The sequence below is a fragment of the Arthrobacter sp. R3-55 genome (assembly GCF_054161505.1).
This window is the reverse complement of the sequence record NZ_CP096423.1, coordinates 881,673-900,090: the sequence shown is the minus strand read 5'-3', so window position 1 is coordinate 900,090 and position 18,418 is coordinate 881,673. Positions and strand designations below refer to the sequence as shown.

Here is an 18,418-nt window from a genome sequence, read left to right as displayed (position 1 = left end):
GCCTAGCCGCGTTCGATGTTGCTGAGCTCCCGGAGAACCCCAACCTTGCCGTCGGTGTCCTGCACCAGGAACTCATGGCCGCGGTCCTCCAGTGCCAGCACCCACCCGCCGGGCTCGATGGTGAAGGCCGGAGCGCCAGTGTGTTCGTCGTACGCAGTCCTGGGCTGGGCCACCGCGAACCAGAAAGCCTCGTACTGCGGGGAATCGGAGTCCTCCGGACGGCTGGCCGGGTCCACGGTTGCACCAATCGACTCACTCACTCGCCGGGTGTCGCCGGAGACAATGGGGGTGGCCATCGTGGCGGCCCATGGCTGCTGGGCGGCCGGCTGCTGGGCTGCAGGCTGCTGGGCTGCAGGCTGTGTTGCGTGCTGGGTCGTGGCAGGCTCAGAAGCAGCGGGCTCAGCGGCCGCCGGGGTCTTACCGGCTTCCGTCCCTGCCTCAGCACCCTTTGCAACCTCCTGCGCCGGAGTGGGCGCTGAAGTACCAGCGCTTGCCCCGGCTGATGTCTGGCCTGCCGGAGCGCTGGCGGCCGGAGTGCTGCCCGTTGAGGTCACGTCTGCTGAATGCACGACGGCGGGAGCCTCCGTTGCGGCCGGCGCTGCAGCTCCGTGGCTGGCTGGCGGAGCGAACGGACTGGCACCAGCACCAGCACCAGCGGCGGAAGCACCAGCGGAAGCGCCGGCCCCTGAAGTAGCCGCGCCGGTCGCTCCGGTAGAGGCCGCAGCAGCCGCCGCCCCGGGAACGGCAGCGCCCGGAGCCTGGTATCCGGACGTCGATCCTTGGAACCCGTGCCCCGGAGCAGCCGTGGCCGTTCCTGCGGTCGGCTTGGAAGCTGTGGGTTCCTTCGGTGTTTTGGGAGCAGCAGGCTTGCGGCTTGGTACTGCGGCTTCGCGGGCAATCACGTGGGCCGGTGTTTCGGCGCGGCCCTTGAAGTCAGCGGACAACCACGGGAGATGCGGGGCCAGGACGGTTGCAGCCAGGAGGCCCACTGAACCGATCAAACCCAGCAGCACGCCGCCATTGAACGAGTTGGCGATGGTCAGGAAGAAGAGTGGAAACGCGAAGGACGCCGTGACGGACGCGAACTGGTCAACGGACAGCGAACCAACCCGGACGATGGTTCCAGGCTGCAATCTGCGGGCTACGAAGAGGGCCACCACCACCAAAGGCAGGATGATGCCCAGCAGGAGGAAGAAAAGGTTGCCGAGGTTCCATAGGTTGTAGCGCTCCCCGAACATCGGCAGCAAGGACGCAACAAACATCAACAGCGTGGAGCCGAATACAGTGAGGTCCCGGATGGTGAAGGGCCCCGCGACGGCGTCGTACTTGCTGGTATCTTTCCCGGCAGCGTCAGAAGTTCCAGCGGCGTTGCCACGTGGTGCGGTGGCCGTTCCAGCCGTGGTCTCCGGTCCCGTTCGTGGTGAGTCGTGCGGGCCTGGGCTCAGCTGGTTCATCTATTTCTCCTTCGTACGGCGGCGTCTTGGGCAGTCCGGACAGGTGACCCCCGCAGGATTCCGCGGAAAACCGGTCACGCTCAAGGTGAGTCCCAAGACTTCTTCAGCCTATGCCACCCCACTGACAGGGTTCTAGCTGAAAACGGCCATCCGGCTTCGCCCACAGCAAACTCCAAGGTCCCTTACAGATAGTGACCGGCTTCGGCAGCGCATACTACGGCGGGAGGGCGCCGCCGTCGTGCGTCATGTAAACGGTTCCCGGACGCCGGTGATGCCATTCGTCGCTAAATCAGCGCCGCTCGCTGGCGCGTTTGTGACCACGCACACGTAGGACCTTCCAAAGCGATAGTGTTGATGGCGGACAGCACTCTGCGGACCTTTGAGGGACGCGCTCGACGCCGACGACGGCCCGGGCGGGTACCTCATGGCAGGATCCGCGCAGCAAAGATCGATGAATGATGAGGTTCACCATGTCCCAGGACACCACCGGATCCACGGCCACCGCTGCAGCTTCAACTGCTCAGAACGGTCCGGCCGCACACGTGGAGGCGCTTGAAAACCTTCTCCACGAGAACCGTAAATTCGCGCCATCGGCAGAGTTCGCCGCGAACGCCGTGACAAGTGCTGACGCCTACGCAGCGGCTGAAGCTGATCGTCCTGCTTTTTGGGCCAAGCAGGCCCGCGAGCTGTTGACGTGGGACAAGGACTTCACCGAGGCCCTCGATTGGTCCAACCCGCCGTTCGCCAAATGGTTCGTCGGCGGCGAGGTCAACGCTGCGTACAACGCGCTGGACCGCCATGTTGAAAATGGCTTGGGCGACCGCGTTGCCATCTACTTCGAAGGCGAACCCGGGGACACCCGCACCTACACGTACGCTGAACTGACCGAAGAGGTCAAGAAGGCAGCGAACGCTTTCGAGTCCCTCGGCGTGGCCAAGGGCGACCGCGTGGCCGTCTACCTGCCCATGATCCCCGAGGCCGTCATCACGCTCCTTGCCTGCGCCAGAATCGGTGCCGTGCACTCGGTAGTGTTCGGTGGCTTCTCCGCCGATGCCCTGCGTTCCCGGATCGAGGATGCCGAAGCCAAGCTGGTGGTCACCGCCGATGGCACCTACCGCCGCGGCAAGCCGAGCGCCCTGAAGCCGGCAGTGGACGAAGCCCTCTCCAAAGAGGGTCATACTGTCCAGAACGTCGTGGTGGTCAAGCGCAACGGCGAGGACGTCAACTGGGTTGAAGGCCGCGACCTCTGGTGGTCCGACACCGTGGATAAGGCATCAACCGAACACACCGCCGTCGGCCATGACTCCGAGCACCCGCTGTTCATCCTCTACACCTCGGGCACCACCGGTAAGCCCAAGGGCATCCTGCACACCACCGGCGGCTACCTCACCCAGGGCGCCTACACGCACAAAGCCGTGTTTGACCTCCACCCCGAAACGGACGTGTACTGGTGCACGGCCGACGTCGGATGGGTCACCGGCCACTCGTACGTCACCTACGCCCCGCTCATCAACGGCGCTACGCAGGTCATGTATGAAGGCACCCCGGACTCCCCGCATCAGGGCCGCTGGTGGGAAATCGTGGAGAAGTACAAGGTTTCCATCCTGTACACCGCACCCACGGCGATCCGGACGTTCATGAAGTGGGGCCGGGACATCCCGGACAAGTACGATCTCTCCTCCATCCGCGTCCTGGGTTCGGTGGGCGAATCCATCAACCCGGAAGCATGGATGTGGTACCGCGACGTCATTGGTGCCAACGCCGGCAAGAACGGTGAGAAGAAGGAAAACCCCGCGCCGATCGTGGACACCTGGTGGCAGACCGAAACCGGCGCCCAGATGATCGCGCCGCTGCCCGGCGTCACGGCCACCAAGCCCGGCTCGGCGCAGGTTCCGCTGCCCGGAATCGCCGTGGACGTCGTGGACGAAGCCGGCCAGCCCGTGGCCAACGGTGAAGGCGGCTACCTGGTGGTCCGCGAACCGTGGCCGTCCATGCTGCGCGGCATCTGGGGCGACCCCGACCGTTTCAAGGACACGTACTGGTCCCGGTTCGAGGCCATGTACTTCGCCGGCGACGGTGCGAAGAAGGACGAGGACGGCGACGTCTGGCTCCTGGGCCGCGTGGACGATGTCATGAACGTCTCCGGCCACCGCCTCTCCACCACGGAAATCGAATCGGCACTGGTCTCTCACCCCTCCGTTGCCGAAGCAGCCGTTGTGGGCGCGGCGGACGACACCACCGGCCAGGCCGTCGTCGCGTTCGTCATCCTTCGCGGTGACGCCGTGAACAACGGCGACGAAACCGTCCTGGAACTGCGCAACCATGTGGGCAAGGAAATCGGCCCGATTGCCAAGCCCAAGCAGCTGCTGATCGTTCCGGAACTGCCCAAGACACGATCCGGCAAGATCGTCCGGCGCCTCCTGAAGGACATCGCGGAAGGTCGCGATACCGGTGACGCCACCACCCTGGCAGACCCCGGCATCATGCAGCAGATTGCTGATTCGCTCCGCAAGTAGATAACGCACGACGGCGCCGCTCACCTCCCGGGGTGGGCGGCGCCGTCGTGCTTTAAGCAGTGGTATGACGGCCGGGTGACGACGCCGCGATCCAATGAGCCGCCGGGCGGAGGGCCCCCGCCCTAGACTGGAGCCAGACTCAGCCCCATGTTTGACGAGGTTCCCCAGAAAGGCCCCGATGCTTCAGGCAGCACGCCACACCGCCATCATCGACGCCGTCCAGCGCGAGCGCGTCGTCCGGGTCTCGGACCTCGCACAATTGCTGGGGGTCTCCCCCATGACCGTCCGGCGGGACATCGAAGCCCTTGAGGAAGCGGGCCGGGTAGAGCGCATCCACGGCGGAGCCAAGCTTCCCGGCGATGCGAGCACCCACGAACCTGGCTTTGAGCTCAAGTCCACGCAGCTCACCGCGGAGAAGCACGCCATCGCCGTCGAGGCCGCCTCGATGGTCCAGGAAGGCATGGCGATCGGTCTCAGCGCTGGAACCACCACCTGGGCCCTGGCCCAGGAACTGGTTCACGGCCCCCGCATCACTGTGGTCACCAACTCCGTGCGGATCGCTGACCTCTTCCATCACGGATCGTCATCGGGACCCGCCCGGTTCGGATCTACCGTGATCCTGATTGGCGGCGAGCGCACACCGTCCGATGCTTTGGTGGGGCCGATTGCCACTTCTTCCCTCAAGCAACTCCACCTCGATGTCCTGTTCCTGGGGGTGCACGGCATGGATGCACAGGCCGGTTTCACTACGCCCAACCTGCTGGAAGCCGAAACCGACCGCGCGTTCATGACGTCAGCGCGAAGCACCGTGGTGCTGGCTGATCACAGCAAATGGGGCGTGGTGGGCATCGCGTCGATCGCCCAGTTGGAGGAGGCCGACGAACTGATCACCGATTCGATGCTCGGCGAAGATGCCCGCCGTGTCCTGGCCGAGAATGTGGCCAAGCTGAGGATCGCAGGCGCCTAAAAGGCTAGGCGGCCGCACCCACGCGGGACGAGATAGCCGAACCCAACAGCAGTACCCGGAAGGTGCGCTCCGTAGCTTCCTGCAACAAGGTGGCTCCTTCGGCAACGGCCCTGTCCAGGTCCATGGGAATCGGGATGATCCCGGCAATGGCGTCGATGCCGGCGGCGTGGACGTCCGCTGCGTCCTTGCCAATGGAACCTGCGAAAGCCAGCACGGGGACTCCTGCCCGTTGTGCGCGCCGCGCAACTTCCGCCGGGACCTTGCCCCGCGGCGTTTGGAAATCGATAGCGCCCTCAGCCGTGACCACCAGGTCGGCGTTGGCAATGTGGGCGTCGAGGTCTATCCCGGCCAGCCCTGAATCCAGCAAGAGTTCGAATCGTGGAACCAACCGGCCACCTACCGCAGCGAGTCCGGCGCCAAGCCCGCCCGAGGCTCCTGTTCCCGGGCCGGTCCTGAGGAATTCCTCCGGGGTGCCGGTGGCTTCGGCCAACAGGGCAGCCCAATGATCCAGGCCTTGGGACAGTTGTTCCACCTGATCCGGCGTGGCACCCTTCTGCGGGCCGAACACCCGGGCCACGCCTTGCGGACCACAGAGGACATTGAACGGGTTCAGCGCCAACTCCAGTTGGCACGCGGCCAGCCGGGGATCCAGCCCCGAGAAGTCCACACTCCCGGCATCTGCCAAGGCAGCACCGCCCTCCGGCAGGTCTTTGCCGTTCGCGTCCAGGATCCTGACGCCCAAGGCGCGCAAGGCGCCCGCACCGCCGTCGGACGTTCCTGAATCCCCGCAGCCCACCACGATGCGTTCCACGCCTTGGTCCAAGGCCGCCAGGATCAACTCCCCCACCCCTCGGGTAGTGGTCAGCCCGGGGTTGCGCATGGTGCCCGGGACCAGGCGCAGGCCGGCCGCGGCAGCCATCTCCACCACCGCTGTTGGCCGGTCCACCGTGCCGAGGACCGCAAAGTGGGAATCAACCGGCAGGCCTACCGGACCGGTGACCCGGGTGCGGATGATCTTGCCGCCGGTGGCGCTGGCAAGCGCTGCCGCCGTGCCTTCGCCGCCGTCGGCCATGGGGACGGAGTTGATGCTGACGCCCGGAATGACCCGGCGGATTCCGGCAGAAATCGCGGCGGCGACTTCAACGGCGTCGAGGCTTTCCTTGAAACCGGAGGGCGCAACCAGAATGCGTTGCGGAATGGACATGACCATGAGGACACCTTTTTCTTGTGGGTTATGGCGAGGTGATGAGCGGCAGGCCCAACAGGGGCCACACCGTGAAAGCGAACAGCAGAACGACGACGACGCTCAGGGGTGCCAGCCAGGCAGAGAGCCGGAGGAGATCCGCCGGCTGGTAGTTGGCCTTGCCGTCTGTTTCGGCAAAGATGGCCACCGGTTTAGCGGAACTGGTGAGCGTATGGCAGAAGCCTGCTGCGGCGGTGGAGGCAAAAGCTGCTGCCATGGGTTCCACTCCCATGGGCGCTGCCGAAGCCACCACGATGGGGATGAGGACTGCAGAACGGGCTGATCGTGACTGGATGACCAGGTGCGCGGCAGTGGACACCACCACAACAACCACCACAAAGATGTAAGGCTTCGCCACGCCGAACACAGCCACAGGTCCCAACAGGGAATGTGCCAGCCATGCAGCCGCTCCCGTCGTCACCAGGCTCGATCCCAGCGCCAGGGTGGCAGCCATGAAGATCAGCATGGACCAGGGCACCTTCTTCAGCGCGGAGCCCAGCGTGACGGATCCGTAGGACGGCAGTGAAACCACCAGGGCTCCCATGAGGGCCACCAGGGCGGGATCGAGCCCGTGGATCGGTTCGGTGCACCACAGTGTCACCACCGCGCCGAGCAGCAACAGCGACCGTTGCTCGTCCAGGTCCAGTGGTCCCGAGATCCGTTGGGGGCTGTCCTTCTGCAGCTCGGCCATGTTGATCCCGAGGGGTTTGGTCCTGTCCGGGGCTGCCGTGAACAGCCTGACCACCAGTTCTGTGGCCATGAAGGAGGTGGCCAGACCCAACGGCAGGCCCAGCAACAGCCAGGAGGCAAAGTCGAAGCCCGGAAACCCCGCGGATTGCAGGATCTGGCTGGTAATCAGGTGAGCTCCGGCACCGAGGAAGGAGCTGACCGCGGACAGCAGAATCACCGTAGGAAACAGCACCGCCAACATCTTCACCACGGCAGGACGGTCCTGAAGGACTTTCCGCAACGTCAGGAAAATGGGCAGGACCAGCGCTGCCCTGCCGGACGTCGCAGGGATGGCGAAAGCCGTCACTACCAAGCCAAGGCAGGACAAGTGCGCCAATTGCCGGACAGAACGCGCACCGGAAATGATGAAGGCTGCACCCCTCGCCGCCAGGCCAGTGGAAGCCACCGCACTGGCAATGACGAATGCCGCCATCAGCAACCAGATGGTGTCCTCACCCAAGGCGGCAAAGAGACTCTGCGTGGGAAGGGTCCCGCTGATCACCAGTGCGACGGCGGCACCCAAGGCTACATAGGTGTCCTCCACCGGGGAGAAGATCCAGAACCAGATGGCTGCAACAAAGATGCAAAGGGTCACCGCTGCGTGACCGTCCAGGCCCCACCCGTTCACCGAGTTCACGGCAAACGCCGTCATCAGGGCCAGTGCCGCCACCATGGCGATCGCTGCTGCGGGACGGAGGACTCCAAGGATTTTCCTGCCGCCATCACCCTCCGCCGGCTGCGTCACCGGGGTGGGCGCTGAGCTGTAATAGACCTCTCTCATGTCAACCGGTACCCCGCGCCACGGACGGTCTCCAGCCGTTCCGCCCCGATCTTTGCCCGGAGCGCGCGGACATAGACATCCACCACGTTCGACGCAGGATCGAAATCCATGTTCCAGGCGTGGGAGATCAACTGTTCCCGGGTGAGCACCTGGCCGGGGTGGCGCAGGAAGACCTCCAGGAGCGAGAACTCGCGGGCCGTAAGATCAGCTCCGGAGTCCCCCACCCGGACCCTCCGGCTCCGAAGGTCCAGGACCATGTCGCCGTGGGTGAGGTTCAGCACCGGCGAGCTGTCAGCGTCATCGTTGAGCCGCAACCGGATCCGGGCCAGCAACTCCGCGAACTGGAACGGCTTTGTCATGTAATCGTTGGCTCCGCTTTCCAGCCCATACACGGTGTCAGCCACGGAGTCGCTGGCCGTCAACACGATCACCGGGGTCTTGGAGCCTTCGCTGCGCAGGCGTTCCAGGACTTCGAAGCCGCTGAGCATAGGCAGTCCGATGTCCAGGATGATCATGCCGAACTCGCCCGAACGTGCCAGCAACAAGGCGCTGGCACCGTCGTCCACCACCAAGCACGTATAGCCGGCGGCCCTCAGGCCTTTTTCGATGAAGTCGGCGATCCGACGGTCATCCTCTGCGATCAGGATCCTGCTCACTTGTGGTGCTCCTTCACTTCATCCAGGCGTTCGGTGACGTCGCCGCCCGAGCCGGGATCGCCGTCGTCGTAAATCGGTGATGGCACGGTAATGCCGAACGTTGCGCCGTTGCCGTGCGTGCTCCGAACCCAGGCAGAACCCTGGTGCGCCTCGGCGATGCTGCGGACAATGGCCAGCCCCAGTCCAGCGCCCGGCCTGGCGCGCTCGGTGTCCTGAGCCGCTTGGCCACGGTGGAAGCGGCCAAAGATGCGCGCCGCTTCTTCTTCCTCCACACCGCGTCCCTGGTCCGAGACCCAGATGGTGAACCGGCGGGCGCCGCCTTCCCCTTCAAAACGTGACCCGAGGCTGACGGTGCTGTCCTCCGGCGAGTACTGGCAGGCGTTCGTGGCCAACTGCAGCACGGCCTGCGTCATCCGCTGGGTGTCCACGCTGATGCTTCCCTCGGCGATCTCCAGGATGGGCCAACCCCGCGGTCCCAGTACTTGCGCCTTCGCCTCAATATCCAGCAGGAGCGTTGCGGCGTCCGTGCGACGGGGCTGCGCGAAACCTGGACGGTCCACTTTGGCCAGCAGCAGCAGATCCGAGACGATCCTGCCCATCCTGGCGAGCTCATCATCCACCAAGGCAAGGGTGCGTGCCCTGTCCGCCTCGTCGTCTTCCATGAGTTCAAGGTGCCCGCGGATCACGGTGATGGGCGTGCGCAGCTCGTGCGACGCGTCATCCACGAAGGCCCGCTGAGTCCGGTATGCCGATTCAATGCGGTCCAGCATGGTGTTGAACGTGACCGCGAGCGCCGAAATGTCATCGCTGCCCCGAACCGGCACGCGGGCGGTCAGGTCGCTCTCGGAAATATCCTCGGCGACGCGGCGGACCTCGCGTACCGGCGACAGGATCTGACCTGCCACCAGCCAGGCGATGCCAGCTGTCACTGCCAGCCCGCCCAGGGACACGAAGAAGATGGTGAGCACCGTTCCTGCTACCTGCGCTTCACGCGGGGCCATGTAAATGCCCACGATCAGGTGGCCTGTCTCCTGGCCGGAAACCACCGGCAGGCGGACCCAGTGCATCTCGCCCTCACTGGTATGCGCGATTCCCGACGAAGCGTCGCCGGTGCGGATCGAGTCCATCAATGCCTGGTCCCGCGGAAGGTCGTGGCCGTTGGCCTGCGAGCTGAGCGCTCCCGTGGGGGTGTAAAGGATGCGTTGGCCTACGGTCCCCACAATCACCTCGCCTTGGGCTGCGGACTGGCGGCTCAGGAAAATCTCCAGCATCTTCTCAATGGACGTGAACGGCTTGGCCGTGGTGGGATCAACACCCTCCGCGGCGAAAGCACGGAACTCCTGGAGCTCTTGGGCAATATCCTGATGAGCCTGCGTTTGCGCACCGTTCAGCAGCAGGGAACGCATGGTCAACATGACCGCCAGCAACGTCAGTGCCGTGGTGAGCAGGATCCAGCCCGCGATCCTCCAACGGGCAGGAACCTTGGAGCCGGACCGGGCCCGCGGGCTGCCGTTGCGTGGATGCCGTTCCGGCGCTGCAGGCAAGGTTGCGGTGGCTGTGGTGGTGTCCGTCATGGTCATCAGTCCTCCACCTCTCCAGCATCGTCGTCATCATCAATCACTACCGGCGGCACCACCGGAACAGGGACAACCGGCTCAGGCGATGGTGCAGGGGGCGCAGGCGCGGGCGGCGGGGCCACCGGCGGAGGCGTTGGTGCCGGGGGCGTCGGTGTCGGGGACGGTGACGGGGTCTGCGTTGGTTCCAGGCCGGGGGCCGGCTTGCCGTCCGGCCCGGGTCCCAACTCGATCGGATTCGCATCCACCGCCGGCGGTCCCGAAGGAGCCGCCAGCAAGGTCCCGGCAACTGCAAGAAGCACCGGAATGACCAGCAGCGCCCCCAGCAGGAGGACTCGTCGCATTGTTTGCATGCGTTCATCGTTGCAGGCCACTATGAGGGGTTGATGAAACGGGAATGAAGAAGTCTTCATCCGGGGCCCCACCCATGTAGGTAGCACTTGAGTCTCATACCCCGGGTGGAGGCGCGTCCGCAGAGTTCAGCCGCGGGACTGACGCGGCAGGACGGGGCCGGCGGGGATGCTGGATGTATGAACGCCATCCTCCACGCCCAGCAACTCACCAAGCATTACCCCGGCAGCATTGCCCTGGACCACGTCGACTTCACCGCGAATGCGGGCGAGTCCATTGCGATCATCGGACCGTCCGGTTCGGGGAAGACCACCCTGCTGCATTGCCTCGCCGGGATTTTGAGGCCCGACGCCGGTTCGATCACCTTGAGTACGCAATCGGCCCCCTTGCGCCTGGATACTTTGGGCGACGCCGCGTTGTCCCGCCTGCGCAGGGAAGAATTCGGCTTCGTGTTCCAGCAAGGCATGCTCCTGCCGGAACTGACTGCCGTGGAGAACGTTGCCATGGCACTGATGCTCAACGGCACCGACCGTGCAACGTCCGAATCAAGGGCCGCGGAGTGGCTCGGCGCGTTGGGCCTTGCCGGCATGGAGCAACGCCGCTTGGGCGAGCTGTCCGGTGGGCAGGTCCAACGCGTGGCCATCGCCCGGGCCCAGGTCACGGGCGCGCGGGTTGTTTTCGCGGACGAGCCCACCGGCGCCCTGGACTCAGCCACGTCAACGGAAGTCTTGGACGTTCTGCTGCGCTCCGTGGCAGCCAATGGGCGGACGTTGCTGGTGGTCACCCACGATCCCAACGTGGCAGCCCGATGCCAGCGCGTGGTGGAGCTGCGCGACGGCAGGATCGTGGCGGACAGCGCCGGACCGGTTTCCCCAGCCGTCCCGGGGACCCCGGCCACCAGCTTCAAAGGTGCCTTCAATGTCTAGTCTCGCCATGGCCCTTCGGCTCACCCCTTACCTGGCACGAAGCAACGGCAGCAGCCTCCGCGAGACTGGTTTGCGCGACGCCGGGCTGCCGGTCCTCGCGTTCGGCACCGTCACCGCACTGCTCCTGACCGTGGCCGGCGGCTCGCAGGTCTTCTGGTCCTGGTCGGACGACATCGCAGGCACTTACCAAGCGCTCGCCGTCGTCGCCATGGTCTTGCTCATCATCCCGCTCCTGACGCTGGGCGCCTCGGCCGCCAGACTCGCCGCGCGTCGTCGTGATGACCGCTTGGCATCCTTGCGTTTGTTGGGCGCCGACAGCGCAACCGTGGTCTGGATGACCGTGATCGAATCCACGGTGCTCGCTGCGGTGGGTGCGCTGGCGGGTGCGGGTCTGTACGCCTGTGCGGCACCGTTCCTGGGGCTGATCCAGTTCCGAGGCCAGGCCATTGCCGGCCACGCCTGGCTGTCCGTACCCTCCATCCTGGGCTGCATCCTGGCCATCTGCGTGCTGGCTGCGGCGAGTGCTGCCTTGGGACTTCGCAAGGTGGTGGTTACGCCGTTGGGTGTCCGGACCAGGCAGACGGCCGACGGCGTCCATTGGGTTCGCGGTCTCATCGCGGCTCTGGTGGTGGTTGTGGGAGTGGTGGCGATGGGCATGCTCAGCAGCTTTGGCGCGTTCGTTGTGATCGTCGCAGTGATGGGAGGGTGCTTTGGCCTGGCGTTGTTGGCGTTGAACCTGATGGGTCCTTGGATCCTGCGCCTGCGGGCGTCCTCGCAGCTCAAGCGGGCCAAGCGTCCCGAGCAGCTGCTGGCCGCGCGGACGGTGCTGGAGAGCCCCAAGGAATCGTGGCGGCAAGTTGGGGGCGTCGCGATGACCAGCTTTGTGGGCGTTTTTGTGGGTGTCGGCATGGCCGTGGCGGACACCATGGGTGGAAGCGCCGGGGATGAGACGGCCCTGTTGGTCCGCGACATCAACACCGGGGTGATGATTACCCTGTTGGGTTCGTTCCTGATGGTGGCTTGTTCAGCGGGTGTGAACCAGGCAGCCGCGGTGCTTGACCGGGCATCCATGCTGGTTGCCTTGGACCGTGTGGGCATGCCGCGCAAGCTGATGGTGGCCTCGCGGGTCAAGGCCGTGATGTCGCCGCTGTTCCTGGTGGCCGGCATTTCCGCGGCTGCCGCGTCCGCGCTGGTCCTGCCGCTGACGGGCATGGTGCTGCTGACCCGGCCCGTGGTGTTCCTGACCATCGGTGGAGTGTTCGCGGCCGGTTTCCTTTTGGTCCGGCTGGCCGTCGCGGCGGGTACGGCCCAGATCGGCCAGGTGCTGGCCCGGCCGGAGCGCTACGCGAGCATGGACTCCTGACTCGGCCATCCGCCGTCGTAACCTCCCGCGGGCTATTTGCAGCCGCAGGACTGCCGGATGATCAGCTCGGTGGGCAGGATGTGATGCTGCAGCTCTTCGCCGCGGCTCTTGCCGACCAGTGCCTGCACGGCCGCTTGGGCCATCGCTTCAACGGGCTGGGCAACAGTAGTGAGCGCAGGCCAGCTGTATTCGGAGTCCAGGGAGCCGTCGAAGGAGACCAACGCCAGGTCCTCGGGCACCCGCACGCCGGCCTCATGAAGGGCCCGGAGGATGCCGATTGCTTGCATGTCATTGCTGGCGAAGATCGCGGTGGGGCGGTTGGCCATGGAGAGGAAGCGCTTGCCAACTTCATATCCGCCCGGTCGGCTGAAGGGACCGTGCAGCATGGGCCCGTCCGGCAACCCGGCGTCCCGCAAGGTGGCCAGCCAGCCAACCTCGCGGCCATCCATCTGGTTGCCGGTATTGGTGCCGATCGCCAAGCCGATGTTCGTGTGCCCATGGCCGATCAGGTGTTCCACGGCAGCCCGCGCTCCAGCCTGGAGATCAACACCCACGCTGTTGAATTCCGGCGGCGAGCCTGCATTGTTCAGGAGCACTGCGGGGATTTCCGAGGCTTCCAGTTCCGAGACATCGGGATCGAACACGCAACTGGCCAGGAACACACCGTCCACCTGACGGGCGGCCAGGGTGCGGATATTCTTGCGCTCGCGCGTCAGGCTGCCGTCCGAGTTGGTGAGCACCATGCCGAAGCCAAGTTCCGCTGCGGCGTCTTCCACGGCGTGGGCCAGATGCGTGAAAAACGGGTTGGTGTTGTCCGGAACCACCACGCCGATCGTCTCACTTGACCCCAGCTTCAACGCCCGGGCAGCTGCGTTGGGTCGGTATCCGAGGACACGGATGGCATCGCGCACTTTGGCTTCCGTCGCCGGGGCCACATTCTTGGGTCCACCGTTCACTACATAACTCACGACGGCGGTACTCACCCCGGCGTACCGGGCCACGTCTTTGCGTGTAACCGGGCCGCGCGAGGTTTGTACCGCCGAAGTTGTCATGAGGTAAATGCTAGCTACTCCACGGGAGCATCACCGAAGTCGCGGATGGGAAGACGCTCCCCGCCACGCAGCGCGGACTCGTGGGCGACGATGCCCGGCAACGTAAACCGGGCAGCCACCCAGGCGTTGACGGGAGGAAGGCTGCGGTTGTTCACGGCCGTCACAAAGTCATCTACCAGGAACTGGTGGCTTCCCTCATGGCCGTTGGGTGCTCCCAGGAACTCCTGCGGGAGCCTGGACTGATCATGCACCGGGGCCAGTCCGGAAATGAAGGCATCCCGCAATTCGGGCGCAACATCTGCCAGTGAGGGATCGTCCAGGGACATGGTGGGCTTGGTTTCCACCTGATCGGAGACGTCTTCAACCGTGGTTTTGTCCTGCCACACGGTAGTGGTGGCAAGTTGCTCGAAGCTGGCGTCGGTGCCGAAGAAACGGAAGCGGGATTCGCGGATGTGTGAGGGGTACCCGACCCGGCGCATCTCATTGGTGCGCATCGCACCGCCGTCGTTCATTTCAAACAGTGCCGTGGCGTTGGAGAAGTCGTTGGCGAACATGCTCACGTCCTTGTCGAAGACGCCGTCACCGCGCTGGTCCTTCACACCGATGCAGCTGACGCTGACCGCGTGGCCGGGGACGGCGCCCAGGACTCCGCCGATGGCGTGGGTGGGGTAGAGCATGGGAGGGTAGCTGGCGGTTTCCTTCCATCGTTCTCCGCCGCTGTACTGATACGCCTCATAGAACCCAAGGTCCATGTCATGGACGTAATCGCCCTCGGTGTAGAAGATGCGGCCGAACTTACCGGCAGCGTGTTGCTGCCGGGCGAAGACGGTGGCGGGGTTGTAATAGCTGGTCTCCCCCATGGCGTAGACCAGTTTCGTCTCGCGCACGGCCTCGATGATCCGTTCAATTTCCTCTTCGGAAATGGCCATGGGCACGGCTGAGTAGACGTGCTTTCCGGCCCTGAGGGCGCGCTCGACCAAGGGGCCGTGAGTCCACCGCTGCGTGAAGATGGCGACAGCATCGACGTCGGACTCCAACAGTTCCTCGAAGCTGCCCATCACTCCATCCAGCCCCCAACGCTCCTGCGCTGCAGCTGCCCGCTCAGGGAGTTCGTCGATTGCGTAGACCGCGCTGACACCCGGGTGGATCTTGAACAAGTGGGCGAATTGGCTGCCGAACTGTCCGGCACCCACAACACCGATCGAAAACGTCATTGTTTACCTTTCCTGGGGCCGTCGAAGCAGCCTCCGCTGTGTACTCACTGATTTCCCGTCGAGTCTTGCACCGCGATCTACTCGAGTCAACAGAAACAACATATGTGAACATTTTTCACCAAAACTTTGCGGCTGCTCTTGCTATGCTCTGATCTACTCGTGTAGATTCTGGTCCAGTTGTTACGCATATCACAGTCAGGAAAGGGTCGACGATGACCACGATAACCAAACAACCAGATCCCGGGCTCGCCGCCGGGGCGCCGCGGAAATCACGGAAGCGGGGAAAACCATCCGACGGGTTCCGCGGCATCGGGGACCTGAAGGTCGCACTCTTCTTCATCGCTCCGGCAATGGTCGGACTGATCCTCTTCTACCTCGTCCCGACCATCCGGGGCATCTACCTCAGCTTCACCGAGTACAGCATCCTCGGCGACCCCGAATGGATCGGCACGCGGAACTACGAACGCATAGCCAAGGACCCGCTGTTTTGGAACGCCCTGGGCGTCACCACGGAATACGTGATCATCAACATCGTCCTTCAAACGGCGTTGGCCCTGGGCCTTGCCATCCTGATGCACCGCGTCGCCAAGTCGACCCTCATCCGCGGCGCGCTCCTGATGCCGTATCTGATGGCAAACGTCATCGCGGCCCTGCTCTGGTTTTGGATGCTTGACTACCAGATCGGCATCATCAACCAGATCATCGAATGGACCGGACTGCCACGGGTGGCCTTCTTCGGCAGTGAGCAATGGGCCATCCCCACCCAGGCGCTGATCAACACCTGGCGGCACATGGGTTACACGGCGCTCCTGATCTTCGCCGGCCTCCAAGCCATCCCGAACAGCGTCTACGAGGCCGCCAGTATCGACGGTTCCAAGGCAGCGAGCACTTTTTGGCGGATCACTTTGCCGTTGCTGCGACCGGTCCTGGTATTGGTCCTGGTAGTGACCGTCATCGGTTCCTTCCAGGTCTTTGACACCGTCGCCGTCACCACGGCCGGCGGCCCGGTCAACGCAACCCGCGTGCTGCAGTTCTACATCTACCAGCGCGCCTTCAATGAGCAGGATTTCGGCTATGGATCCGCCCTGGCCGTCATCCTCTTCCTCATCCTCGCAATCGTCGCTTTCATCCAGATGAAATTCCTCCGCGGCAACCAGTCGGACCTGGACTAAGGACACGCCATGACCACCCTTGCATCCACAAAGAACGGCAGCCGCCGCGGGCCGCTCCGCCGGCCCTTCAACTGGCGCCGCGCCATCGCCCTGACCCTGCTCACCCTGGCCGTTGCCGTGAGCATCCTGCCCTTCTATTGGGTTTTGCGTACGGCGCTGTCCTCCAACGGCTCCCTCGCCGCGAACTCCGCCAACCTGCTGCCGGCAGACTTCAACCTAGGCGCGTTCAAGCGTGTCTTCGGCCTCCAGAGTGCCTCCGAAGCCATCGCCGAAGGCGGCTCGGGCGCTTCGATCAACTTCTGGCAGTACCTTTGGAACTCGCTGCTCTTCTCCGGCATCACCACAGCCTGCGCCGTGTTCTTCAGCTCAATGGCCGCCTATGCCTTCTCCCGGCTGAGGTGGAAAGGCCGCGACGCGGTCTTCTCCCTGTTCCTCGCCACCATGCTCGTCCCGCCGATCTTCACCGCGCTGCCCAACTTCCTGCTCATCAAGAACCTGGGCTTGCTCAATTCCATGCTCGGGCTCGTGCTGCCCTACCTGTTCATGACCCCGTTCGCGATCTTCTTCATGCGGCAGTTCTTCCTGAACATGTCCAGGGAAGTTGAAGAAGCCGCCATGCTGGACGGCGCCAAGCACTGGCGGATCTTCTTCCAGATCATCATGCCCAACGCCGCTGCCCCGATCGCGACCCTGGCGCTGCTGACCTTCATGGGTCAGTGGAACGAGTACTTTTGGCCCCTGCTGGTGGGCACTTCGGAGGAATCCCGGGTACTCACCGTGGGTCTGGGAGTCTTCAAATCCCAGTCCCCGCAAGGCGCGCCGGACTGGTCCGGGCTCATGGCCGCAACACTCGTCTCCGCCACGCCCGTGCTGATCCTCTTCGCCATCTTCGGCAAACGAATCGTCAACTCCATCGGCTTCAACGGCACCAAATAACCTCCTCCCTCCCGCAGAAACCGGCATGTACCGGCACGCACCCCACCCCGTCCTGAAAGGACCAACCATGATGAACAAGAAGGCATTAGGCGCCGTCGCCGCAGCCGCTATCCTCTCACTGTCCGCCTGCTCGGGCGGAGCCTCCGGAGCAGAGGCTGCCAAGGGCGAGATCAGCTACTGGCTCTGGGACGCCAACCAGCTCCCGGCCTACCAGCAGTGCGCCACGGATTTCACCAAGGCCAACCCTGACATCACCGTCAAGATCACCCAGACCGGTTGGGACGACTACTGGTCCAAGCTCACCAACGGCATGGCCGCCGGCACTGCACCGGATGTCTTTACGGACCACCTGTCCAAGTACCCGGACTTCCTCAAGACCAAGCAGTTGGTGGCCCTTGACGAGCAGATCGCGCAGGACAAGGTAGACCTGTCCCAGTACAACGAAGGCCTTGCGGACCTCTGGGTGGGCCAGGATGGCAAGCGCTACGGGCTGCCCAAAGACTGGGACACCATTGCCCTGTTCTACAACCAGAAGATGGCCACAGACGCCGGCATCACTCCGGAACAGATGGGTTCCCTGACCTGGAACCCGCAGGACGGTGGAACGTACGAGAAAGCAATCGCCCGCCTCACCGTGGACAAGAACGGCAAACGCGGCGACGAAGCGGGCTTCGACAAGAACAACGTTGCCGTCTACGGGTTGGGCCTGCCGGGCTCCGATGCCGAGAACGCCGGCCAGACCCAATGGAGCTACCTTTCCGCCACCACTGGCTGGACCACCACAGACAAGAACCCCTGGGGCACCCGCTTCAACTACGACGACAAGAAGCTCCAGGACACCATCGACTGGTGGGCCTCGCTCGCCGCGAAGGGCTACATGCCCAAGCTTGAAACCACCGTTGGCGCCAATGCCGCCGATAACTTCGGTGCAGGGAAGGCCGCCATAAACAGCAATGGCTCCTGGATGATCGGCCAGTACACCGGCTACAAGGGCATCGACGTCGGGATCGCCCCCACACCCCAGGGCCCCGAAGGTAAGCGTGCCTCCATGTTCAACGGCTTGGCCGACTCCGTATGGGCCGGCACCAAAAAGAAGGACGCCGCCATCAAGTGGGTCGAATACCTGGGCTCGGCAGCCTGCCAGGATGTCGTGGCTTCCAAAGCCGTGGTGTTCCCGGCCATCAGCACCTCCTCCGATAAAGCCGCAGAAGCCTTCAAGGCCAAGAACGTGGACGTCAGCGCCTTCACCCAGCACGTGAAGGACAAGACCACCTTCATGCTCCCGATCACGGACAACGCCTCCAAGGTTTCAGGAATCATGAAGCCGGCAATGGACGCTGTGATCGCCGGCAAGTCCCCGGCCAGTTCGCTGACGGCCGCCAACGAACAGGTCAACGCCCTCTTCGCGAAGTAACACCCCCACCCGTTGTGGGGCCCGCTTTGCGCGCTATTTTCATTGCGAAGCGCGCAGAGCGGGCCCCACA

15 protein-coding genes are annotated in these 18,418 nt (G+C 64.3%); 7 read left to right on the top strand and 8 right to left on the bottom strand.

The annotated features are described in order from the left end of the window. Positions 1-2: 2 nt before the first annotated feature. A complete protein-coding gene (locus tag M1D51_RS04325; RefSeq protein ID WP_458108670.1) occupies positions 3-1,454 on the bottom strand; it encodes a hypothetical protein in 1,452 nt (483 codons plus the stop codon). A 470-nt stretch (positions 1,455-1,924) separates the two neighbouring features. On the opposite strand from M1D51_RS04325, the gene acs reads away from it, so the two are divergent. Together acs and M1D51_RS04315 are read left to right on the top strand one after the other, a co-directional pair. Next, positions 1,925-3,970: an acetate--CoA ligase gene (acs, locus tag M1D51_RS04320; protein WP_458109542.1), complete on the top strand. Its 2,046-nt coding sequence runs from the start codon at positions 1,925-1,927 to the stop codon at positions 3,968-3,970. A gap of 178 nt (positions 3,971-4,148) precedes the next feature. Further along, positions 4,149-4,937, top strand: coding sequence for a DeoR/GlpR family DNA-binding transcription regulator (locus M1D51_RS04315; protein WP_458108669.1), 789 nt, complete (start codon positions 4,149-4,151; stop codon positions 4,935-4,937). Between the two features lie 4 nt (positions 4,938-4,941). On the opposite strand, the gene M1D51_RS04310 is transcribed toward M1D51_RS04315, so the two are convergent. Genes M1D51_RS04310 through M1D51_RS04290 form a run of 5 tightly spaced genes read right to left on the bottom strand, consistent with a single transcriptional unit; the run spans position 4,942 to position 10,273 of the window. Continuing rightward, positions 4,942-6,141 (bottom strand): glycerate kinase family protein, encoded by a 1,200-nt coding sequence (locus M1D51_RS04310; protein WP_458108668.1) that lies wholly within the window; start codon positions 6,139-6,141, stop codon positions 4,942-4,944. 28 nt (positions 6,142-6,169) lie between these two features. After that, positions 6,170-7,690: an SLC13 family permease gene (locus M1D51_RS04305; protein WP_458108667.1), complete on the bottom strand. Its 1,521-nt coding sequence runs from the start codon at positions 7,688-7,690 to the stop codon at positions 6,170-6,172. After that, positions 7,687-8,346: a response regulator transcription factor gene (locus M1D51_RS04300; RefSeq protein ID WP_172323930.1), complete on the bottom strand. Its 660-nt coding sequence runs from the start codon at positions 8,344-8,346 to the stop codon at positions 7,687-7,689. The genes M1D51_RS04305 and M1D51_RS04300 overlap by 4 nt, the downstream gene beginning before the upstream one ends. Further along, positions 8,343-9,926, bottom strand: coding sequence for an ATP-binding protein (locus tag M1D51_RS04295; RefSeq protein WP_458108666.1), 1,584 nt, complete (start codon positions 9,924-9,926; stop codon positions 8,343-8,345). Before M1D51_RS04295 ends, M1D51_RS04300 begins: the two co-directional genes overlap by 4 nt. Continuing rightward, positions 9,926-10,273 carry a hypothetical protein gene (locus M1D51_RS04290; protein WP_458108665.1) on the bottom strand — a complete coding sequence of 116 codons (348 nt, stop codon included), beginning with the start codon at positions 10,271-10,273 and terminating at the stop codon, positions 9,926-9,928. Before M1D51_RS04290 ends, M1D51_RS04295 begins: the two co-directional genes overlap by 1 nt. A gap of 177 nt (positions 10,274-10,450) precedes the next feature. Between M1D51_RS04290 and M1D51_RS04285 the strand changes: the two genes are divergently transcribed. Both M1D51_RS04285 and M1D51_RS04280 read left to right on the top strand, forming a co-directional pair. Next, entirely contained in the window at positions 10,451-11,197 is a 747-nt protein-coding gene (locus M1D51_RS04285) for an ABC transporter ATP-binding protein (RefSeq protein WP_458108664.1), read from the top strand. Then, positions 11,190-12,560: an FtsX-like permease family protein gene (locus M1D51_RS04280; RefSeq protein ID WP_458108663.1), complete on the top strand. Its 1,371-nt coding sequence runs from the start codon at positions 11,190-11,192 to the stop codon at positions 12,558-12,560. The genes M1D51_RS04285 and M1D51_RS04280 overlap by 8 nt, the downstream gene beginning before the upstream one ends. Positions 12,561-12,592: 32 nt before the next feature. Here M1D51_RS04280 and M1D51_RS04275 read toward each other — a convergent pair whose 3' ends face one another. Together M1D51_RS04275 and M1D51_RS04270 are read right to left on the bottom strand one after the other, a co-directional pair. Then, positions 12,593-13,612, bottom strand: coding sequence for a LacI family DNA-binding transcriptional regulator (locus M1D51_RS04275; RefSeq protein ID WP_172323933.1), 1,020 nt, complete (start codon positions 13,610-13,612; stop codon positions 12,593-12,595). Positions 13,613-13,626: 14 nt separating this feature from the next. Next, positions 13,627-14,826: a Gfo/Idh/MocA family protein gene (locus M1D51_RS04270; protein ID WP_172323934.1), complete on the bottom strand. Its 1,200-nt coding sequence runs from the start codon at positions 14,824-14,826 to the stop codon at positions 13,627-13,629. A gap of 212 nt (positions 14,827-15,038) precedes the next feature. On the opposite strand from M1D51_RS04270, the gene M1D51_RS04265 reads away from it, so the two are divergent. The 3 genes from M1D51_RS04265 (at position 15,039) to M1D51_RS04255 (ending at position 18,348) form a co-directional block, all read left to right on the top strand. Further along, positions 15,039-15,998, top strand: a complete 960-nt coding sequence (locus M1D51_RS04265; RefSeq protein ID WP_458108662.1) for a carbohydrate ABC transporter permease — start codon at positions 15,039-15,041, stop codon at positions 15,996-15,998. Positions 15,999-16,007: 9 nt separating this feature from the next. Then, entirely contained in the window at positions 16,008-16,934 is a 927-nt protein-coding gene (locus M1D51_RS04260; protein ID WP_458108661.1) for a carbohydrate ABC transporter permease, read from the top strand. Between the two features lie 67 nt (positions 16,935-17,001). Then, a complete protein-coding gene (locus tag M1D51_RS04255; RefSeq protein ID WP_458108660.1) occupies positions 17,002-18,348 on the top strand; it encodes an ABC transporter substrate-binding protein in 1,347 nt (448 codons plus the stop codon). The last annotated feature ends 70 nt before the right edge of the window (positions 18,349-18,418 follow it).

Bases quoted from the DNA above. Each gene is read 5' to 3' on its own strand.
- M1D51_RS04310 (WP_458108668.1), bottom strand. From the start codon at position 6,141: ATGTCCATTCCGCAACGCATTCTGGTTGCGCCCTCCGGTTTCAAGGAA.
- M1D51_RS04265 (WP_458108662.1), top strand. From the start codon at position 15,039: ATGACCACGATAACCAAACAACCAGATCCCGGGCTCGCCGCCGGGGCG.
- M1D51_RS04260 (WP_458108661.1), top strand. From the start codon at position 16,008: ATGACCACCCTTGCATCCACAAAGAACGGCAGCCGCCGCGGGCCGCTC.
- M1D51_RS04255 (WP_458108660.1), top strand. From the start codon at position 17,002: ATGATGAACAAGAAGGCATTAGGCGCCGTCGCCGCAGCCGCTATCCTC.
- M1D51_RS04270 (WP_172323934.1), bottom strand. From the start codon at position 14,826: ATGACGTTTTCGATCGGTGTTGTGGGTGCCGGACAGTTCGGCAGCCAA.
- M1D51_RS04275 (WP_172323933.1), bottom strand. From the start codon at position 13,612: ATGACAACTTCGGCGGTACAAACCTCGCGCGGCCCGGTTACACGCAAA.
- acs (WP_458109542.1), top strand. From the start codon at position 1,925: ATGTCCCAGGACACCACCGGATCCACGGCCACCGCTGCAGCTTCAACT.
- M1D51_RS04325 (WP_458108670.1), bottom strand. From the start codon at position 1,454: ATGAACCAGCTGAGCCCAGGCCCGCACGACTCACCACGAACGGGACCG.
- M1D51_RS04295 (WP_458108666.1), bottom strand. From the start codon at position 9,926: ATGACCATGACGGACACCACCACAGCCACCGCAACCTTGCCTGCAGCG.
- M1D51_RS04315 (WP_458108669.1), top strand. From the start codon at position 4,149: ATGCTTCAGGCAGCACGCCACACCGCCATCATCGACGCCGTCCAGCGC.
- M1D51_RS04285 (WP_458108664.1), top strand. From the start codon at position 10,451: ATGAACGCCATCCTCCACGCCCAGCAACTCACCAAGCATTACCCCGGC.
- M1D51_RS04290 (WP_458108665.1), bottom strand. From the start codon at position 10,273: ATGCAAACAATGCGACGAGTCCTCCTGCTGGGGGCGCTGCTGGTCATT.
- M1D51_RS04305 (WP_458108667.1), bottom strand. From the start codon at position 7,690: ATGAGAGAGGTCTATTACAGCTCAGCGCCCACCCCGGTGACGCAGCCG.
- M1D51_RS04280 (WP_458108663.1), top strand. From the start codon at position 11,190: ATGTCTAGTCTCGCCATGGCCCTTCGGCTCACCCCTTACCTGGCACGA.